Here is a 17893-nt window from a genome sequence, read left to right as displayed (position 1 = left end):
GCTAAATCCTTTCTGTTATTTCATCAGGAACTTCACAGCCTCCTGCCCTGTCTTCTGTGTTACATACTGATCAAGTACTTTTTTATTCGCTGCTTTTCCTATTTTATGTCGCAGTTCACTGTCTGTGATCAGTGCTTCCAAAGCTTCTGCCCACTCTTCTTTGGTGCTGCAGAGATATCCCTCCACACCGTTTTGGATCAGCGGCTCCAACTCATCATTTCGGCTCATAACACTTGGCACCTTCACAAGTGCTGCTTCCATCCATTTGTTTTCTGATTTACAGCTGTGGAACACTGTATTTTCAAGAGGCATCAAATTGATATCAACTCCAGCAAGAGCCTCCGGAAGCTTCTGCCACTCCATAAATCCCATCTTTTCAATGCGGTCCTGGAAACGTTTCATCTTATCCTCTGAGAGAACTCCCACCAGTTTTAACATAACCTGTGGATATTTTTCCATCATTTCTATCAGAGCATCCTCGATAACAGCGAAATCCCTGTCATGAGTCTTGGAACCACTGAAATATCCAATATAGATTTTTTCCTTTTCAGGTACTTTCGTCTTTATTGCATCGTGAGAAAGGATCTGCATCTCCATGCTTGCAGTATTTCTGTTGATCACCACAGGTTTATGCGGAAACTCAGCTGAAATCTGCCTTGCCAAGGTTACTGTGGAAGTGATATAGCCACTGCACTGCTCCATACAGGCGTGGATCTTACGAGTTGTACTCCTGAAATCTTTGTATTCCTCACCTTCCAGAAAATGCAGAGAAGCGATTCTATCATAATCAAATATCAGATCATCAATATCGTAATAAGCCGGAATTCCCAGTTCTTCTGCCTTACGGACTATCTTCCGGACTCCCTCCTCATTACTGCAGCGGTAAAATACCACTGCTTTGTAATCCTTAAGCCTGCACTCTTTTGCCTCATCCATCTGGATAAACCTGGAAGCATATCCCTGACATAAGAGCTGTTCCCTCAGATGCTCTACACGATATCTGGATGCAAAAGAAATCTCCTCTCCCAAAAACAGTATCTTTTCTTCCCGCACCGGCATTTCATCAATATGGCAGACTTCCTCCGCGAATTTTGAAATCTCCGCCAAAACGGATGGTGCATCTGTCTTGTCAAGTACAATTCCTCTGTCATAACGCGCCACTCTCTCCACCGGTGCACCAATGTTGAAGACTGCTATAGGCATCTTCATAGACATGATTTCTGAGGTTGTATATGAAAAGGTTTCCGGCCAGATTGACGGTATAAAAAAGATATCTATATCTTCTTCCAAGGTAAGTTTCGGAAGCATTTCCCTTGTATATCTTCCTGTATACGAAAATACCGGACTGTCAATCTCTTCATCACTGACTCCAATCAGATGGATACGTATGTTGAGATTTTTCCTTTCTATCTCACGTACCATTTCCTTCACTACATCCAAGCCCTTTTTATAACACAGAACACCGAGCAGGCCAATATTCAATGTGGGGGTTGTCTTATATTTCTTACTGATCGGCGGAAGATAATGGGGTTCGTGAGGAATGACCCTGATTTTATATATTTCCGGGTAAGCTCTGTTTAAAAGGTCTGCGGAATCATCAGAAAATGCAAATATCTCATCACAGTGCCTTAAAAACTCTTTCCACTTACAACGCCAGACACTCCCGCTTTCATATTCCAGGCAGGCATTGCTTCTGTTATCCGGTATACATTGGTTACAAATCTCATCTGATGCAGCTTTACAGTACGCCCCATTTTTATCCATCAGGTTGACCGCAGGACAGATACAGAAAAAATCGTGAAGCAGCATACGCAGAACAGCGCAGTGCTCTTCTTTCCAGCCAACTATTCTTTCCATAAAATCATAGAGTTTCGGATATGTTACCAGTTCGTTGATCCAGATCTCATCAACACGCCTTACCATATCCAGCAAAAGCTGCAGGTTCTCTGAGAAGAACTTAATCCTATAGTCTTTGTACTGGTATAAGAACAGGTATTTATTCGTATATATATCATACCGTATAACAATAAAACGACGGCCTTTCAGCAGCTCCTCTTTCACTTTTTTATTGAGATATTCCGTTGCACCTCCGCCCAGATTATGATCAAAGGCCACAATTGTTTTTACCTCTGTCTTCTGGTTCAGAAGCTGCATGATGGCATAAAGCCTTACCATTCTTGCCGGATCAATTCTGCAGTATTCTGCCACATCTTTATTATAATCCGGATGCTTTTCCAGTAATTTTTTAGAATGCTTCTCCAGAAGCATCATTTTTTCTTCTGACAGGAAGCTGCCCCCGTGCTTATGATATACATAAAGATTATCCACATGCACGTTCCGATAACCAGCCTGCAAAGCCCGCTGACACCAGTCATTTTCTTCCCCGTACCCCTTGCCAAAGTTTTCTTCATCCAGATACCCAACTTCAGAAAGTGCTTCACGGTTCAAGCCCATACAAAAACCGATTCCAGTAGGCATAGATGGATACTGAGGTTTCATACTTCTGAATACATCATCAATCTGCCATAGCTTCATACCCTCAAAAATGGCATTGTCCTTGCAGAACTCAGGAAAACTACAGAGCGTACCGCAAGTGGTAAACGGTGTGGTTGTAGCCACTTTTGTTCCGCATATAATGGGATACATAAGACGTTCCAGCCAGTTTTCAGGCACCTCCACATCTGTATTCAGGAGCACCGCGTGATTTTGTATCAGTTTAAGTCCTCTGTTCACTGTTTTTAAGAATCCCAGATTCTGTTCATTTCTAAGCAGAATCACTTCCGGTCGGTCTTTTGCATATGTCTCCAGGTATTCCTTTACTTTTTCATCCGGACTGCAGTCATCTATGATGATCAGTCTGTACTTCATCCTGGTTTTCTCTACACCTGCAAAGAGCGCATCAAAATACGAAAGACCGTTATAGACCGGAACAACAATATCTATCTCATGTGTAAGATAATCCTCCGGAAACTGAAGCGGCTTATCCACATAACACTTCTTAAAATACCGGATATCACCGATACTTGTCTCATCTTCTGCCGAAAACACTTGAATATCAGCATCTGCAGGCAGTGTCCTGTCTCCCGGAATCGTTCCCAGTAACCTGCCTCCAGTTCCGTCAATGGTATCAAATTCAAAGTAAACATCCAGGTCAAACGGGGAATAGACACTTGCAGTTACTGAAAATCCGCTGCTTTCCGCCTCCTGATTTCCCATATTTTCCGCAACATCTTTTCTATAGATCACCTGATAACCGGTTTCACTGACCTTGTTCTTACCATGATAAAAAGCAATCCTCGGCTTTCCCATTTCATGGGCCGGATCAAATACCCACCCTATGACAGTGAGCAGCTTATTTTCATATGAAATCTGATCCACGCTGCCCGGACAGATCAATATACGCGGCTTATCCGGATCACCTTCTCTTCTAAGCTTACGCACAACCGGACGGAGCACTTTTTTTGCTCTGCTTTTCATTGTGACTGCCGGCGGCTCCACATTTGTTTCGGTCTGTACAGGAGCCGGCTGTGAAGGCTGTAATTTTTCACACGCCATCTCTCTCAGGAGTTCTGTCTTGTACTGATCGTCCATGTACCAGAATTTTCCCTCGATCACCAGATATTCCACTTTGTCCGGCTCCAGGGTACTGATAATGTAATTAGGGTCCTCTGTTATAAATACGGTACTGTCTTTATCCTGCAGATGCAGTCCGTTTGGCACTAAAACCGCACGACAGTTACAATCCACCTTATCTATCCTGCACTTACAAAAATACCCATTTTCAGGATCCCAGCGCAGACCTTTTATACCGGAAATCCCCCGCAGATCATAGACTGCTTTAAAGCAATTGCGCTCTAAACGAACCTTTGCAGCCACCACCTGATTTTCATTTAAACCGCTTCCCAGGTCATAATAGATTTTACTGTCCAGATACTTTTTAAGTTTTTCCTGCTCTGCAATCTGTTCCAGAGAAATGGGAACAGGAGGCTTTTCATATTTTGACAGCTGATCACATCCTACATAAGTATAAGCAAAATGCAGTGCCCACTGCAGATACACCTCCTGGTCAGACAGGGTTATCCCCAATTTCTTTATTATCTTGTGCCGCGGGCAGACCGCATCTAAGGAGGGCATTTTTGTATATATTTCATTCAGAAGACGCCACATAATGAAATCAACCGGCACAGGGAAGTCAGCAATCCACTCATAATCAATAATGGTTTTCTCTTCCCCTTCAAGGAAAATATTCTGACAGATCAAATCAATATTTGCAGGAGAAATACACCGAAGCGGAACTCTTCCTTTTGTTTCACCAAACATAGCGACGAATTCTTCCGTGTGATAATCTTCAACCATCAGACTGTCTGTAAAATATGTTTCATATAGGTTCTGAAAGAGCTTTTCAATACTTTTACTGTCTCCTTCTTTTAAGTAATCTTTTATTACATTGTAATAAGTTTTACCTGTAAGAAATTCATATGACACGGCACCATCTTTGTATACAGACTTCAGATTTTTAAAGCTGCCCGGCAGTTCTGCCTGTCCATAACGCTCCATCTGATGCAAAAATTCTTTTGCCCTTGCATTCATGGCCTGCTTTTTAACGAAGATCTCCTGTTCCCTTTTCAGGATCAATGTCATTACCCGGAACTCTTCTTTTCTCTCACTGTTGATTTTTGCATATAGTATCTCTGTATCTCTAATGACATCCTCTCTGGAGGCTTCCACCAAGAAGGAGTTAACAAAATTGTCCATCACTTCTTCTCTAAGGAGGCTATGTGCCACATCCGTCTCATTAAACAAACTGAATCTGTTTTCTGTAAATACAGGATATTGTTTCCCGTAACCGATTACTTTTAAAGTCTCATCTGTAAATATTTCTGTTGGGAATTTGTAATCCGGATAAGGATAATAATATTTCATATGACAAAGGCCGCTCTTCTCAAACAGCCTGGTAAGCTCTGACTTGGAAAATGTACGTACAGAATTATTTCCTGCATAGCGGTTAAGCCCAAGAAAGTACATATCTGTATGGTCTTCAGGCGCCCCGGCAAAATATTTCAGTCCCAGACGGTTCTCGATAGCTACCAGCAGTTTTCCGTCATGTTTCAAAAATGATGCCATTTTATTGAGAAAAGATTCATATGGCGTTTCACCATCCGTAAAACTGGCTGCGTACTCCAAAACCCCGTTAAGGACAATATAGTCAAAGTCCTTTTCCAGCACCATATCATTTAAATTTCCAACCATAATCGTCAGGTTATCATAATCTTTGTGACGCTCATAATTAATGGCTGCACGTCTCCCTGACAACTCAACCGCAGTCACTTTTCCTGCTTTTTCACACAGCATTCCCGTCAGAGCACCGCATCCTGCCCCTATCTCCAGAACAGAATCCTGCTTTGTAAAAGGATACCAGTTTAAAATATTTTCCCTGATACCCGCAAAATGATAAACCATGGGAAATTCAACCTGCTCTTTTGGCAGTTCCTCATAGGTGATCCCCTGTCTGGCCATTTCGAGCATACGCTCCTCTATATCACCATCTGAATACTGTCCATTCTGCGTGTCATAATCGTAATTCAACTCTGCCATACAAAACTCCTTCGCAAACTGCTTATTTCAGCGTAACTTTAGAAAACATATCAAAGTAGCCGACAGCTTTCTTATCTGTAATGACCGTCAGGTTGCAGACATCATAAAGCCTGTGGAAAACAGTAAAATCACCGTTTCTGTATCCCGTACATCCCAGACACAGCATATACTCACCGGCCTCCAGGCTCATCATCTGGGTAAATGTTATCTCCTGGATATCTCCGGCTTTTTTTGGTGTGACCGGAGAATTTTCATACATGGTATTTGTACCTGTGATTTCTGTCCCTTTCAGGTCTTTAATGGTAAATGCAAAAATAGGTTCACTGATATCATCATTAAACTTAACTTTCATTTTAACCGAAAACTGCTGCCCTTTGTCTATGGCATTCGTGATCAGTCCCGTATGGTCATAGATACCAAAATCCACGATTTCTGCCAGCTTACTCCCATACTCCAGGACTTCAGGATTCAGATTCAGTTTTTCCTTTTGAAGGCTATCCTCCTCCGGTGCACTTTCCATATTTTCTCCCGGATTTTCCGCCTCATCATCATCCAGTTGATTGACCAGCACTTTGCGATATAGATTCACCATATCTTTTGCGCCGCCTTCAGCCAGCTTATGTCCCTGATTCAACAGCACTACTCTGTCACAGTATTTTCCGATACTGCTTAAGTCATGGCTGACAAATAAAATAGTCTTCCCCATTTCTTTAAATTCTTCAAATTTCCTGTAGCACTTGGCCTGGAAAAACACATCACCTACAGAAAGTGCCTCATCCACAATCAGAATCTCCGGTTCAATGTTAATGGCAACAGCGAACGCCAGACGCACAAACATACCGCTTGAATAAGTCTTTACAGGCTGATGGACGAACTCTCCAATGTCTGCAAAACTTAAAATATCATCCATCTTCGCATCTATTTCTTCCCTGGAAAAACCGATCATGGTTCCGTTCAGATAAACATTCTCTATACCGGAATACTCACCGTTAAATCCAGCTCCCAACTCCAGCAGTGCTGAGATTCGTCCGTTTACACGCACTTCGCCTGCCGTGGGATTCAGTACACCGGTGATAATTTTCAGAATTGTGGACTTTCCTGAGCCGTTTGTTCCAATGATACCCACAGTTTCTCCCTGATGTACCTGAAATGATACATCATCAAGGGCAAAATGCTCTTTATATTTTTTCTGCCTTGATAAGCCCAGAGACTCTTTAAGGCGGTCCATCGGCTTATCATATAATTTATACATTTTACTAACATGATCTACTGCAATTGCAATTTCTGACATATTTTATCCTCTCTTATAACACATCTGCAAAATGCGGCTTTAAGCGCTTAAATATTACAGTTCCCAGAACGAACAGTACAATTGTCACACACCAGAAATATAATCCCCATTTCAGATGATCGGTCAGCCATACCCGTCCCAGAATGGAATCGCGGTACCCGGAAACGATGTAATACATTGGATTCAGCTTAAACGCTTTTACAAACAGCGGATGATCAGCCATACGGCCTAAATCCCACATAATTGGTGTCAGCCAGATACCCACCTGCAGAAATATACTGATAATCTGAGTCAGGTCCCTGAAAAAGATCACAACCGCACTGGTTATATACACAAGCGCCAGTGAAAATACAAAAGTACATCCTGTATAGTAAATAATCTGGATTGTATGTATGGTTGGCGGATAACCATTTGCCGCACATACAACCAAAGCAAACGCAACAAAAAACACATGCACAAACAAAGCTGAAATCACTTTTACCATAGGAAGTATGCTGATTTTGAATACCACTTTTTTGACCAAATAGTTATACTCAATCAGACCGTTTGTTCCTGCATTCAGGGCATCCTGAAAAAAGAACCATGGAACAATACCGGATATCAGATAAAGTACAAAGGGATATTCAGCCATATCTCCTGCCTTCAGCCCGACTGTAAACACAAACCAGTACACCATAATCGTAACGATCGGCTGGATAAATGCCCAGACAATACCCAGATAAGAACCTGCGTATTTTGTTTTGAAATCATTCTTAGCCAGGGTCAAAATCAAACCTCTGTTATGATATAGTTCCAATGGCAATCCAAATATTTTTTCTTTCATATTCTGCTCCTGTTTACCTGTTTTTTGTGTACTCTTTAATGCCGCCCCACTTATGGTCTTTCTCAGAGATAATCAGGTCCTCCTCTGTCATTCCTTCCGGCAGCGGCCATGCAACACCTATCTCCGGATCATTCCATTTGAGTCCGCCCTCATCATTCGGATGATAAAAATCAGTGCATTTATAAGCAAATTCAGCCGAATCTGATAATACTACAAATCCATGCGCAAAGTTCTTTGGTATAAAAAACTGTTTTTTATTTTCAGCTGATAGAAGAACACCATGCCATTTTCCAAATGTTTTTGAACCTGGCCGCAGGTCTACGGCCACATCAAATACTTCTCCGCTCACTACTCTTACCAGCTTATCCTGTGGAAAATTGATTTGAAAATGCAGGCCTCTTAAAACACCTTTTCTTGAACTTGACTGATTGTCCTGTACAAATTCCATATCAATGCCTGCAGCCTTATAATCATTATAATTATATGTTTCCATAAAATAGCCTCTCTCATCCCCGAATACGGCCGGAGTGATGATTTTCAAACCTTCAATCTCACATGTTTCTACAGTAATTTTACCCATTGTTTTGTCCTCTTTTCATTTAAATTATATTTTATACATTTGTGGTACACTATTTTTTCTTCCTACGCCTTTTCTTCTTTCTCTTTCTGTCATGCCGCACAAGAACCCCAAGAAGTACGATCAAAACAATAATTAAAGCGGCCATTATAATAAGAAGAATGCTTGTCAGCGAAATATTCTCTGTGCCGTCTTTTGAGTTCGTGTCTTCTTTGTCTTTTGCAGCAGCCGTATTATCAGATGTCTTATCTTCCTGCTTCTCTTCTGATTTAATTTTTTCCTCTTTTGGAGGTTCTTTTATTTCACTGCCCAAATACTGCCCCGAATAGCTGTATTTGACCAGGGTATTACCATTTTCCTGTTTTTCCTCCGTTGTTTCCAGCTGCTCCATGGTAATCCCCTTTGGAAGCAGAAGAGAACCACCGTTTAATTCCTTTTTCTCAAAGTTTTGAAATCCATAATTAAAAAGATTTGTGGTATCTGCACAATTCGGTGCCATATCAGCACCTTTCATGACAACAGCCAGATATGTCACTCCATTTTGTTCAGCTCCTGTTACCAGAGTCTTGCCTGCGGCTTCTGTACTGCCTGATTTTCCACCGATACACCCTTCATAATGCTCTGCACTCTCCTCTGCCAAAAGCGGATGATGCGTATGGAGTCTGCGCTCTGTGGCTGTCAGATTTGTTGCAGGTATATAATAGGTCTGCGTACCAATTATCTCTTTGAAGGTATCATTTTTCAAAGCTTCGCGAAAAATAAGCGCCATATCATACGCTGTTGTATAATGATTTTCATCCGGAAGCCCGCTGGCATTGACAAAATGTGTATTCTTACAGCCAATCTCTGCTGCTTTCTGATTCATTAATTCTGCAAAAGCGGCTTCAGAGCCCGACACGGTCTCAGCCAGCTGGATCGCCACCTCATTGGCTGACTGGATCATCAGCCCAAACAGGCAGTCTCTGATCGTTATCACTTCTCCCACCTGCATATTGATTGTACTGCTGCCTGCGACCTGTTCTGCCGCAACCGCAGTCTCTGAAAATGTCACCTGGGTATCCAGAGAACAATTCTCAATGGCAAGAAGCGCTGTCATGATCTTTGTAATGCTTGCCGGATAACGAAGTTCATCCATTCCCTTATTATAAAGGATGATTCCACTGTCTGCCTCCATTAAGACCGCCGTCTCACATGCCACTTCAGGTCCTTGGGGCCAGCCGGCCATTTCATTGCTCGTTATGGGATATACCGTCCCGTTATTAACTGCTGCTGCAGCCGGTTCTGCTATCAGACAGGTACACAACATCATTGCCGCGGCAAATGTTTTCAGGTATCTCCATTTCCGTTTTTTCTCCATATCTTAAACATTTCTCCTTATACGCAAACCAGCAGTACCCACTGGATACTGCCGTCTGCCTCCTGATTTTCCGTGCTTGAATCTTATATACTATAGCATTTTCCTGTCAGAATTTCAATCTTTTATGCCAATTCCCTGTCAGCCAGGTCAAACGCAGCCTCTATTACCTTGTCCATATCATAATACTTATATTCCGCAAGGCGCCCTCCGAACAAGACGTTGTGCTCCTGCGCAGCAAGTATCCGGTATTTTTCAAACAATGTCTGATTTGTGTGATCGTTAACCGGATAATACGGCTCTCTTCCCTCCTCCCAGGACTGAGGATATTCTTTTGTGATGACCGTTTTCTCCTGCGTTCCATATTCAAAGTGTTTATGTTCTATGATTCTTGTATAAGGAGTTTCCCTGTCAGTAAAATTCATGACAGCAACTCCCTGATAGTTTTCAATATCCAATGTTTCACTCTCAAACCGAAGACTTCTGTATTCCAGTTTGCCATATTGATAACCATAATAGGAATCCAGTGTTCCGGTATATAAAACTTTTTTCCCCAGTTTTTCATACTTGTCTCTATACTGGTTAAAATCCGTTTCCAGTTCAACATCACATCCTGCAAACAAGCGGTCTATCAGAGGATTATATCCTCCTTTTGGGATTCCCTGATATGCATCATTAAAATAATTGTTATCATAGGTGTACCTCACCGGAATCCTCTTGATAATGAACGTGGGAAGTTCCCGGCAGTCCCTTCCCCACTGCTTCTCTGTATACCCTTTGATCAATTTTTGATAGATATCTGTTCCCACAAGCCGAACAGCCTGTTCCTCCAGATTTGCAGGTTCCCCTTTCATGGCAGCTCTCTGTGATTCTATGATACGCTCTGCTTCTTTTGGTGTCTGCACACCCCAAAGTTTATTAAATGTATTCATATTAAAGGGCAGATTGTATATTTCACCTTTGTAATTTGCAATGGGAGAATTGGTATACCGGTTAAACTCCGTCAGTGAATTTACAAACTCCCATACTTTCTTATTGCTGGTATGGAATATATGCGCGCCATATTTATGGACATGTATCCCTTCTATGTCCTGGCAGTACAGATTTCCTCCCATTGTGTCTCTTTTCTCCACCACAAGACATTTTTTTCCCTTCTGCCCTGCCAGATAGGCAAACGTCCCTGCAAAAAGACCGCTGCCTGCTATCACATAATCATACATTTCCATCTATACTCCTATTTAATAATATATCTCCAGACGTCAAGTGCAGCCATAAATTCCAGGGCAAACACTGCAGCCGCCAGACCATAATCCATTTTTTTTCTGATATAAATTGTTTTATTTTTAACCGCAAGAACCAGCAGAGGTAAAAACGGAAGGAAATAACGTCCCTGCACCCCTGCGATATAAGTACAGAAATCAGGTGTAAAATTCAGCCACATCCCCATTACCGTACCACCTATCATGATGAGGCTTAGCATTATCACCACAATTCTTTCTTTTGCAGTCATACATTCGCTTTCCTGCGCACTGGAGAAAGTGGTCATAAACAAAAGAAGCAGCAGGCCGGCAATCACAACCCAGGATATATTAACCTGAAACCACCCAAGGGATTGTCCCACAATAGTACCCAGATAATATTCTCCCTGCTCAAAATAAGTATTAAATACCATCTTGAGACTGTTGATGGGCTGGCTTATGATATCATGGAGAGAAAATCCTACAGCCCCCTCTACAGCACCTGCGGATTCACCGGTTGCAACGAGGCTGTTATATAGAAAACTCATTCTTTCAATAATGAGAAACACCACTCCGGACGCCATGATCATTCCGCATCCGATAAAATACTGTTTTTTTCTGAATTTTTTCTTGGGTATCAGGAAACAAATACCACATACAAATATATAAGCTATTTTGCATGGTGCCATGATACCCGCAATTGCCGCAAGAAAAAGTATATCTTTCCATGTTACTATTTCTTTTTTATAAATCAGATGCATGGTATAACCAATAAACAGGAAACACAGCGCGTTAACAAGGCAGTCGTAAGAGAAAGACCCGGCTAATTCCAGAGACATTGGAAACAGCGCGATCAACATCAAACTCATTTTTCCCCATGGTATAAATCTGATAGCCCAATAAACACAGAAAATATAGAACAAAAGTCCCATAAATTTCCCCAGATACAGAGTCTGCACTGCCCCCTGCCCTGTCAGCCATCCCAAAACAACGCCGATTGTCTGTGGAAGATGTGCAACTATAGGGGTTCCCAGCCTTCCCCTGATATAGGACACAGCCTGATCATTCACAGGCTCCTGCCATTTTTCGTAAACCATGTTAAATGTCTTTCTGGAGACATCCGTCATCACAGGTATATTTAAATCAGACGCTCTGACAGATACTTTTCCCTGCTCGTCTTCTGCTTCTCTGCCCATGATTCTGTCAGCATTTGAATAGGCAGTTGCTATATGGGCATTTTCATCCGGAGCTGTGTTTGGCGGAAAGAATATCACGAAAAACATTCCCCATGTAAGACCCAAAACCAAAAATAAATTCTCTGTTCTGCACTTTCTGCGAATGACTAAAAATGCAAGCACAGCACCTCCAAGAATCACCCATGCGGCAAACCCCATAAATAATTTGCGCATAAATCCACTTGTCGCATTTAAAAGAAAGAATAAATCTCCATCCAGTTTTTCACCCCCCGCTGTTAAACTGCCATTTCCGTAAAAATCTTTTTCTGTATATGGCAGACTGACCGTCGGTTCCGATGTCTCCTCTGTCTGTATCTTTATCTCATACTCTTTCCCCATAGCATTATCAACAGGAGTTTCAAAAGCAAAATGCTGATAATGTGATTCCTCAGCCTCCGGCACTTCCAATTTCCAACTGCCCAAAAGCTGCCCTGATTTTTTTTCATGGAAATCAACACTCACATTCGCACTTTTGCCAGCACCAAACATAATATCAAAGCTTGTGATTTCGTTTCTGCTTCCTTTTATAGTCTGTACCCATGTCTGACCCTTTTGAAGCTTCATCTCCTTTGCAGACGCCTCCTGAGGATAGTTCGGCTGATAGGAAACTTCCTCAAAACTTGCTGGCCTGACCATAAAAAAATAAAAACATAAGAGAGACAGGCACATTATCATTAACAACAGACCGTATATAATAAAAGATTTTTTTTCATTCTTTGCAGTTATCTTAATCATGCTTCTCTGTTTTCTCCTTGCTCTCCAGCTTTTCTTCCAAAATACCTATTTTTTGTGTTAATGTTTTTGTTTTTTGAGACAAATCAGATACCAAAACGCTCAGAGTAAACGTAAGTGCCAGCAGGAAACAAAAACCCAGAAAAAATATAAAATTTATAGGAACTCCAACTCCGCTGATTTTTGCCATCTCTTCAATAATCCCCGGAAAGAAATCCAGAATTAAAATCACACATCCCATAAAACCCCAGGGTAATGCATATTTTATTTCTATCTTATTCTTCCTGACCATTGCTCCCAGATAAAAGAACGCTAATATTACAATCACTGCTACCACAATCTGTGTCTTAATGTTCATGATCCTCCCCCTTATCTCAGACATTCGATAATAATTGCCAAACTCACTTTTATCATATAATAAATAGATTTTTTAGGGGATATAGAGGATACGCCTCCCTGCCTTTCATGCATTTCAACCGGCAGTTCCTCCACCCGTTTACCTTTTCTTATTACAGATACCACCGTTTCCGGTTCAGGGTAGTCCTTGGGATAGTTCTGTGCAAACATTTTAATGATCTCACTATCCGCCATCCGAAGCCCGGATGTAGGGTCTGTGATTTTTTTTCCGGTGAGGCATCGAATCAATCCCGTAAAAAAACGAATGCCCAGTCTGCGGATCCCGGATGACTGAAATCCTTTTTTTTCGATAAATCTGGATCCAATCACCATGTTCACTTTATTTTCCAGCAAATAATCTGCCATAGTATTAAGGAATCTGGCATCGTGCTGTCCGTCACCATCCACCTGAACGGCAAGATCATAATCATTTTCCATTGCATATTGATATCCGGTCTGGACAGCACCGCCTATCCCCAAATTAACCGGAAGATTGATCACATGGAATTTTTCTGTCTTACATAACTCCCTTGTATTATCTTTTGAGCAGTCATTTACAATTACATAATCAAAGCTGGGCGCATACGTCTGTATATTTTTAATGGTGTTTTTCAGATTTTCCCCTTCGTTATATGCCGGTATAATAATAAGCTTCTTCATAAGTTTATTCCCTCAGTTATAATTCGTTTGATTTTTCGCTGCTGCTATATAATTTTACCAGCATTTTGGCAATCGGTGCCGGCCAGAATTTTCTGAACATGGTATAGTCTTCTTTTTTCCTGGCATTGTCTTTCAAAATGATGCTTGTTTCCGATGCCTCATGAATTCTATGATACATAATAACATCATGTACATAGACAAAACTGCCTTTTCTTCTGGACAGCCGTTCCCAGGCCTCCCAGTCCTCTGCACTCCTGAATCCTGGACGGAACACCGGCTGAGGCAGATTCTTTTTGTCAAATGTAACAGAAGGGCAGCATATTGCACATCCAAATGACAAAATACGCCTTCTTATAAATTTTGAGGACCAAAATTTCCGAATACGCAGCGGAAGCAGCATGGTTCTTTTTACTTTTAACAGTTTGTTATCTGTGACAACGGTTTTATTTCTAAGTTCTCCGTAATCACCGAAGGCAATCAATGGTTTTTTTGCCCTTTTTATATGATTATAAACCTTTTCCCAATAATCCGGCAGATACACATCATCCTGATGCGCTATAGTGACATAACGGCTGTCAGCACACTGGTATGCAAAATTCCAGTCCTGTGTGATACCCTTTTCACCATGATTTACATACATAGGAATTTGATATTTACTGCACAGATTCTCTATGTATGTGTTCGGTGTGGATGTAGCCAGAATAATTTTGCTTTTTCTGGTCTGCCTCTTTAATGATTGAATACACGCTTCTAAATATGCACTCTCTTTATAAGCACATATAGCAAAAATATGTTCTTCTTTCATATCTTCTCCCATCTGTTTATTTCTCTCTCCAGCTTCTGCACAAACATCCGAATAAAATACAGCAGGAAATACCCAGCGCTATGATCAGCGCTATTGTAGCCCCCTGCATCTCCATCTTAGGGATCAAAACAAAACTGCAGACAGCACTGAATAATACCGCAGCCACATTTCCTACGATCAGTCCCTTAAACTCCCTGACCGCTGTCAGTATACCACAAAACAGCCATAGTATCGCTGTTAAAATGGTCGCAGCTATCAAAGGAAGAAGCAGCGCTTCATGTACTGCCACTTCTTTCCCGTAAAGCAGCATTAATCCCCAGTGTCCAAGCAGCTTTCCTCCAATCATAGCACAGACAGAGAGAACCGCAATGGCTAAAAAGCAGTTTCTGAAAGCTATCCAGAAGCCTCTTTTATCTTTATGGTGATATCTTTCTGCAAACAGTGTAATAAACGGCGAATAGATATACGATGCCCCCATTTGAACGATCATAGTTGGCGCAGCCACCGAGCCATATATGCCAAGCGCATAGCTGCCACAGATTTTTTCAAGTATGAGCCTGGGTATCGTAGCGATTGCTGTTGTCAGCATAGAATAAACCAGAAGAGGAATGCATTTATACAGAAGAGACGCGATTGCTTTCCCCTTCCACAAAATACTGATTTCAGCTATCTCTCTGTTTTTCGGTATATCATATATCAGAATAACAACAAAAGATACAATTGTCATAGCCAATATGGCGAATACTATATTTTTTGTAAGATAAAGCACCCCACAGAATGCCACAAAGGTGCAGATTCCCTTTATCACCCAGGATTTACCAATATAATCCATTCTCCATACTTTCTGGCTGATACCGGCATAGACATCATAAAGAGCCTCGGATGCCTTAAAGACGCAATATATACCAATACACCATCTCTGCTCCGCTGTATAGGACATACAAAGTACATAAACAGTCCCTATTATCACAGAGACAAAACAGGTAATCAATCTGCTTGCTATATAAACGCCATTTCTGTACTCTTCTGCAATATCAGACACTTGAAAATTTCTCATACCAAACAGCGCAATGCTGTACATGAGATTTCCCACAGACATGGCAAGCGCTAAATTTCCGGCCGCATCGACTCCGGCCAGTCTGACAACCAATATAGTAATCAGCCATTGTGTTGCCAGATAGATAAGGCTTCCTACTGAATTCCACAATATACTTTTTTGAACAGATAGTTTTTTATTTTCCATGATTCACCATTCTCTCGTCTATTTGCTGATCCCTGCGTATAAGCATGCAAATGGCTCCAAACATTTTCTTCTCATAAGATGGATACATAGCCAGGTTCCTGCTCTTTGAGAGAAAGGTATATGGGGCACGGCCGTCAGCTTGATGTATTGATTTTTATAATAATCCGGAAAATAACATTCAAACATTTTTCTAAGCCGCCTGCACATATAAATGATCACATCACGTTCCCCGCCTTTTGCCACTTCAAATATTAAGCTGGTAACGATTCTGCAGATATAAAATTCCAATTGAGGTTTTGTAAAATTCTTCCCATTTTCTAGGCAGAATTGTATACATTGATCTAAGGCATCAAATGGTATTTTTTCTTTCCTGATACCTCTTTTTTTAAATCCTGACGTTGCGGATTCCGGATTCATCCGATAGTAGTATCCTGCGTAGGGAAGTATCTTTACATTCCGGGCCACAGCTTCCAACTGCAATATAACCGGTATATCTTCACATGTAATCCCCTCACAGTAGCGGATATTAAAATTTTCAAATAAACTTCTGCGTATAATTCGATTACACGAAAGAAACGTCAAGATGCGGATTTTTTCCTTACCCAGATCAAGCTTATAATCCCTTGTCACTTTTCCATCATCCGTTACTCTCACAAAATCACAGATTACCATATCAGAACACTGACGGACAGCAGTACGATACAATGTTTCAGCGTAACGTTCATCCACATAATCATCACTGTCTATAAAAATAACAAATTCACCTTTTGCATGCTGCAGTCCCAAATTTCTTGCAGAGGAACTTCCTCCATTTTCTTTTGTTATTCCTGTTACAAAGGTATATTTTTCACTATATTCATCAATTATATTCTGTGATTTATCTGTACTCCCATCATTTATCAGCAGAATCTCTATATTTTGAAAGGATTGGTGTACCAGGGATTCCAAACATTCTCTGAGATATTTTTCCGTATTATAAACAGGTACGATTATCGTTATAGCAGGCTGCATCCCTTACTCCTCACTTTTTAAGTATAATGGTTTCTTCCCCCGGAAACTGAACCTCAACCGGTACATGGTTCACCCTCTCCTCTTGGGGCGGAAGTTCCATATAATTATTATAATTTCTCTTTAAAACAGCGTCATAGTCTTTCGGCACCGCGACCTGGATATCCTCAAACTGCCGTTTTTCCAGTTGCTCCATTTCTTTTTTGTATATTACCCATTTTTCCGGCTCACTCACCAGAAGAGTTGACCTGTTCGTATCACAGTTCTCATACATAGTGAAATATTTATTACACTTTTTCCATATTCGTTTATCCGCAGACGGTATTAATTTTAAAAGATAATATAAAACATACCAGATAATCCTGACAAAGATATCAATACCGCCGCGGCTCCCAATCTGTGGCTCCTTTATTCTGCTCACACTAAAAAGCCGAATCCACAAGGCACATTTTTTCATATGGGCTTTCGCCTGCTTTTCATCATCCGGAATATTGTCATATGGAAAAATATCTATGTAAAAACCTTCCTGAGCATCTGCTTCTACCAGGCGCTCTTCCAAAAATTTTGTGTTTTTCATTCTCAATTTTGCAAAAGTCAGGTGATATTTACTGTCAGTCTCCGGAATCTGTAGGGAAAATCTACTGTTCTCCTCCCTCTGCATGATTTCCAGAAAGCGGTTATAATCCTTTCTCGGCATCGCAACATCTATATCATCATCCCAGGGTATGAAACCACCATGACGTATTGTCCCGAGCAAAGTTCCAAACGCTGCAAAATATTTCAGATTATATTTTTCACATATATCCTGGAAATAAATCAGGATATCCTTTTCAGTATTTTTTATTCGTGTCAATATTTTTTCGTCGTATTCTCTGTACAATGCTGAATTTCTTCCTTTCTCCCTAATTTTTTTATTATATCCTGTTATAATTTATT

At 41.1% G+C, this 17893-nt stretch carries 13 protein-coding genes; all 13 read right to left on the bottom strand.

Annotation, left to right across the window (positions count from 1 at the left end; all coding sequences use genetic code 11):
• Positions 1 to 15 precede the first annotated feature (15 nt).
• On the bottom strand, positions 16 to 5595 hold the full coding sequence (locus MUB35_RS09160) for a glycosyltransferase (protein WP_244806095.1): 5580 nt from the start codon (positions 5593 to 5595) through the stop codon (positions 16 to 18).
• Between the two features lie 22 nt (positions 5596 to 5617).
• Positions 5618 to 6886 carry an ABC transporter ATP-binding protein gene (locus MUB35_RS09155; RefSeq protein WP_033143055.1) on the bottom strand — a complete coding sequence of 423 codons (1269 nt, stop codon included), beginning with the start codon at positions 6884 to 6886 and terminating at the stop codon, positions 5618 to 5620.
• A gap of 13 nt (positions 6887 to 6899) precedes the next feature.
• A complete protein-coding gene (locus MUB35_RS09150) occupies positions 6900 to 7709 on the bottom strand; it encodes an ABC transporter permease (protein WP_033143054.1) in 810 nt (269 codons plus the stop codon).
• Between the two features lie 13 nt (positions 7710 to 7722).
• Complete coding sequence (gene rfbC / locus MUB35_RS09145; protein ID WP_033143053.1) at positions 7723 to 8289, bottom strand: dTDP-4-dehydrorhamnose 3,5-epimerase; 567 nt, start codon at positions 8287 to 8289, stop codon at positions 7723 to 7725.
• Positions 8290 to 8338: 49 nt separating this feature from the next.
• A complete protein-coding gene (locus MUB35_RS09140) occupies positions 8339 to 9643 on the bottom strand; it encodes a D-alanyl-D-alanine carboxypeptidase family protein (RefSeq protein WP_227211677.1) in 1305 nt (434 codons plus the stop codon).
• A 122-nt stretch (positions 9644 to 9765) separates the two neighbouring features.
• The gene (gene glf, locus MUB35_RS09135; RefSeq protein WP_227211676.1) at positions 9766 to 10866 is read right to left on the bottom strand and encodes a UDP-galactopyranose mutase; all 1101 of its coding nucleotides are present in this window, start codon (positions 10864 to 10866) and stop codon (positions 9766 to 9768) included.
• Between the two features lie 8 nt (positions 10867 to 10874).
• Positions 10875 to 12677, bottom strand: coding sequence for a DUF2142 domain-containing protein (locus MUB35_RS09130; protein ID WP_227211675.1), 1803 nt, complete (start codon positions 12675 to 12677; stop codon positions 10875 to 10877).
• Positions 12678 to 12840: 163 nt separating this feature from the next.
• Complete coding sequence (locus MUB35_RS09125; RefSeq protein ID WP_244806094.1) at positions 12841 to 13182, bottom strand: DUF2304 domain-containing protein; 342 nt, start codon at positions 13180 to 13182, stop codon at positions 12841 to 12843.
• A 32-nt stretch (positions 13183 to 13214) separates the two neighbouring features.
• The gene (locus tag MUB35_RS09120) at positions 13215 to 13901 is read right to left on the bottom strand and encodes a glycosyltransferase family 2 protein (RefSeq protein WP_033143049.1); all 687 of its coding nucleotides are present in this window, start codon (positions 13899 to 13901) and stop codon (positions 13215 to 13217) included.
• 16 nt (positions 13902 to 13917) lie between these two features.
• Entirely contained in the window at positions 13918 to 14706 is a 789-nt protein-coding gene (locus MUB35_RS09115) for a glycosyltransferase family 2 protein (protein WP_244806093.1), read from the bottom strand.
• A gap of 16 nt (positions 14707 to 14722) precedes the next feature.
• The gene (locus MUB35_RS09110; protein WP_227211673.1) at positions 14723 to 15949 is read right to left on the bottom strand and encodes a lipopolysaccharide biosynthesis protein; all 1227 of its coding nucleotides are present in this window, start codon (positions 15947 to 15949) and stop codon (positions 14723 to 14725) included.
• A gap of 18 nt (positions 15950 to 15967) precedes the next feature.
• Positions 15968 to 16960, bottom strand: coding sequence for a glycosyltransferase family 2 protein (locus MUB35_RS09105; protein WP_244806092.1), 993 nt, complete (start codon positions 16958 to 16960; stop codon positions 15968 to 15970).
• A 10-nt stretch (positions 16961 to 16970) separates the two neighbouring features.
• Positions 16971 to 17837: a LicD family protein gene (locus tag MUB35_RS09100; RefSeq protein WP_033143047.1), complete on the bottom strand. Its 867-nt coding sequence runs from the start codon at positions 17835 to 17837 to the stop codon at positions 16971 to 16973.
• Between the last annotated feature and the right edge of the window lie 56 nt (positions 17838 to 17893).

The organism is Blautia sp. NSJ-175 (genome assembly GCF_022867815.1).
Taxonomy (GTDB): domain Bacteria; phylum Bacillota; class Clostridia; order Lachnospirales; family Lachnospiraceae; genus Blautia; species Blautia celeris.
This window is presented reverse-complemented; position numbering and strand designations above follow the sequence as displayed.

Coding starts and splice junctions, on each gene's coding strand:
- glf (WP_227211676.1), bottom strand. CDS start 10,866: ATGGAAATGTATGATTATGTGATAGCAGGCAGCGGTCTTTTTGCAGGG.
- MUB35_RS09150 (WP_033143054.1), bottom strand. CDS start 7,709: ATGAAAGAAAAAATATTTGGATTGCCATTGGAACTATATCATAACAGA.
- MUB35_RS09140 (WP_227211677.1), bottom strand. CDS start 9,643: ATGGAGAAAAAACGGAAATGGAGATACCTGAAAACATTTGCCGCGGCA.
- MUB35_RS09110 (WP_227211673.1), bottom strand. CDS start 15,949: ATGGAAAATAAAAAACTATCTGTTCAAAAAAGTATATTGTGGAATTCA.
- MUB35_RS09105 (WP_244806092.1), bottom strand. CDS start 16,960: ATGCAGCCTGCTATAACGATAATCGTACCTGTTTATAATACGGAAAAA.
- MUB35_RS09155 (WP_033143055.1), bottom strand. CDS start 6,886: ATGTCAGAAATTGCAATTGCAGTAGATCATGTTAGTAAAATGTATAAA.
- MUB35_RS09130 (WP_227211675.1), bottom strand. CDS start 12,677: ATGAAGCTTCAAAAGGGTCAGACATGGGTACAGACTATAAAAGGAAGC.
- rfbC (WP_033143053.1), bottom strand. CDS start 8,289: ATGGGTAAAATTACTGTAGAAACATGTGAGATTGAAGGTTTGAAAATC.
- MUB35_RS09160 (WP_244806095.1), bottom strand. CDS start 5,595: ATGGCAGAGTTGAATTACGATTATGACACGCAGAATGGACAGTATTCA.
- MUB35_RS09120 (WP_033143049.1), bottom strand. CDS start 13,901: ATGAAGAAGCTTATTATTATACCGGCATATAACGAAGGGGAAAATCTG.
- MUB35_RS09115 (WP_244806093.1), bottom strand. CDS start 14,706: ATGAAAGAAGAACATATTTTTGCTATATGTGCTTATAAAGAGAGTGCA.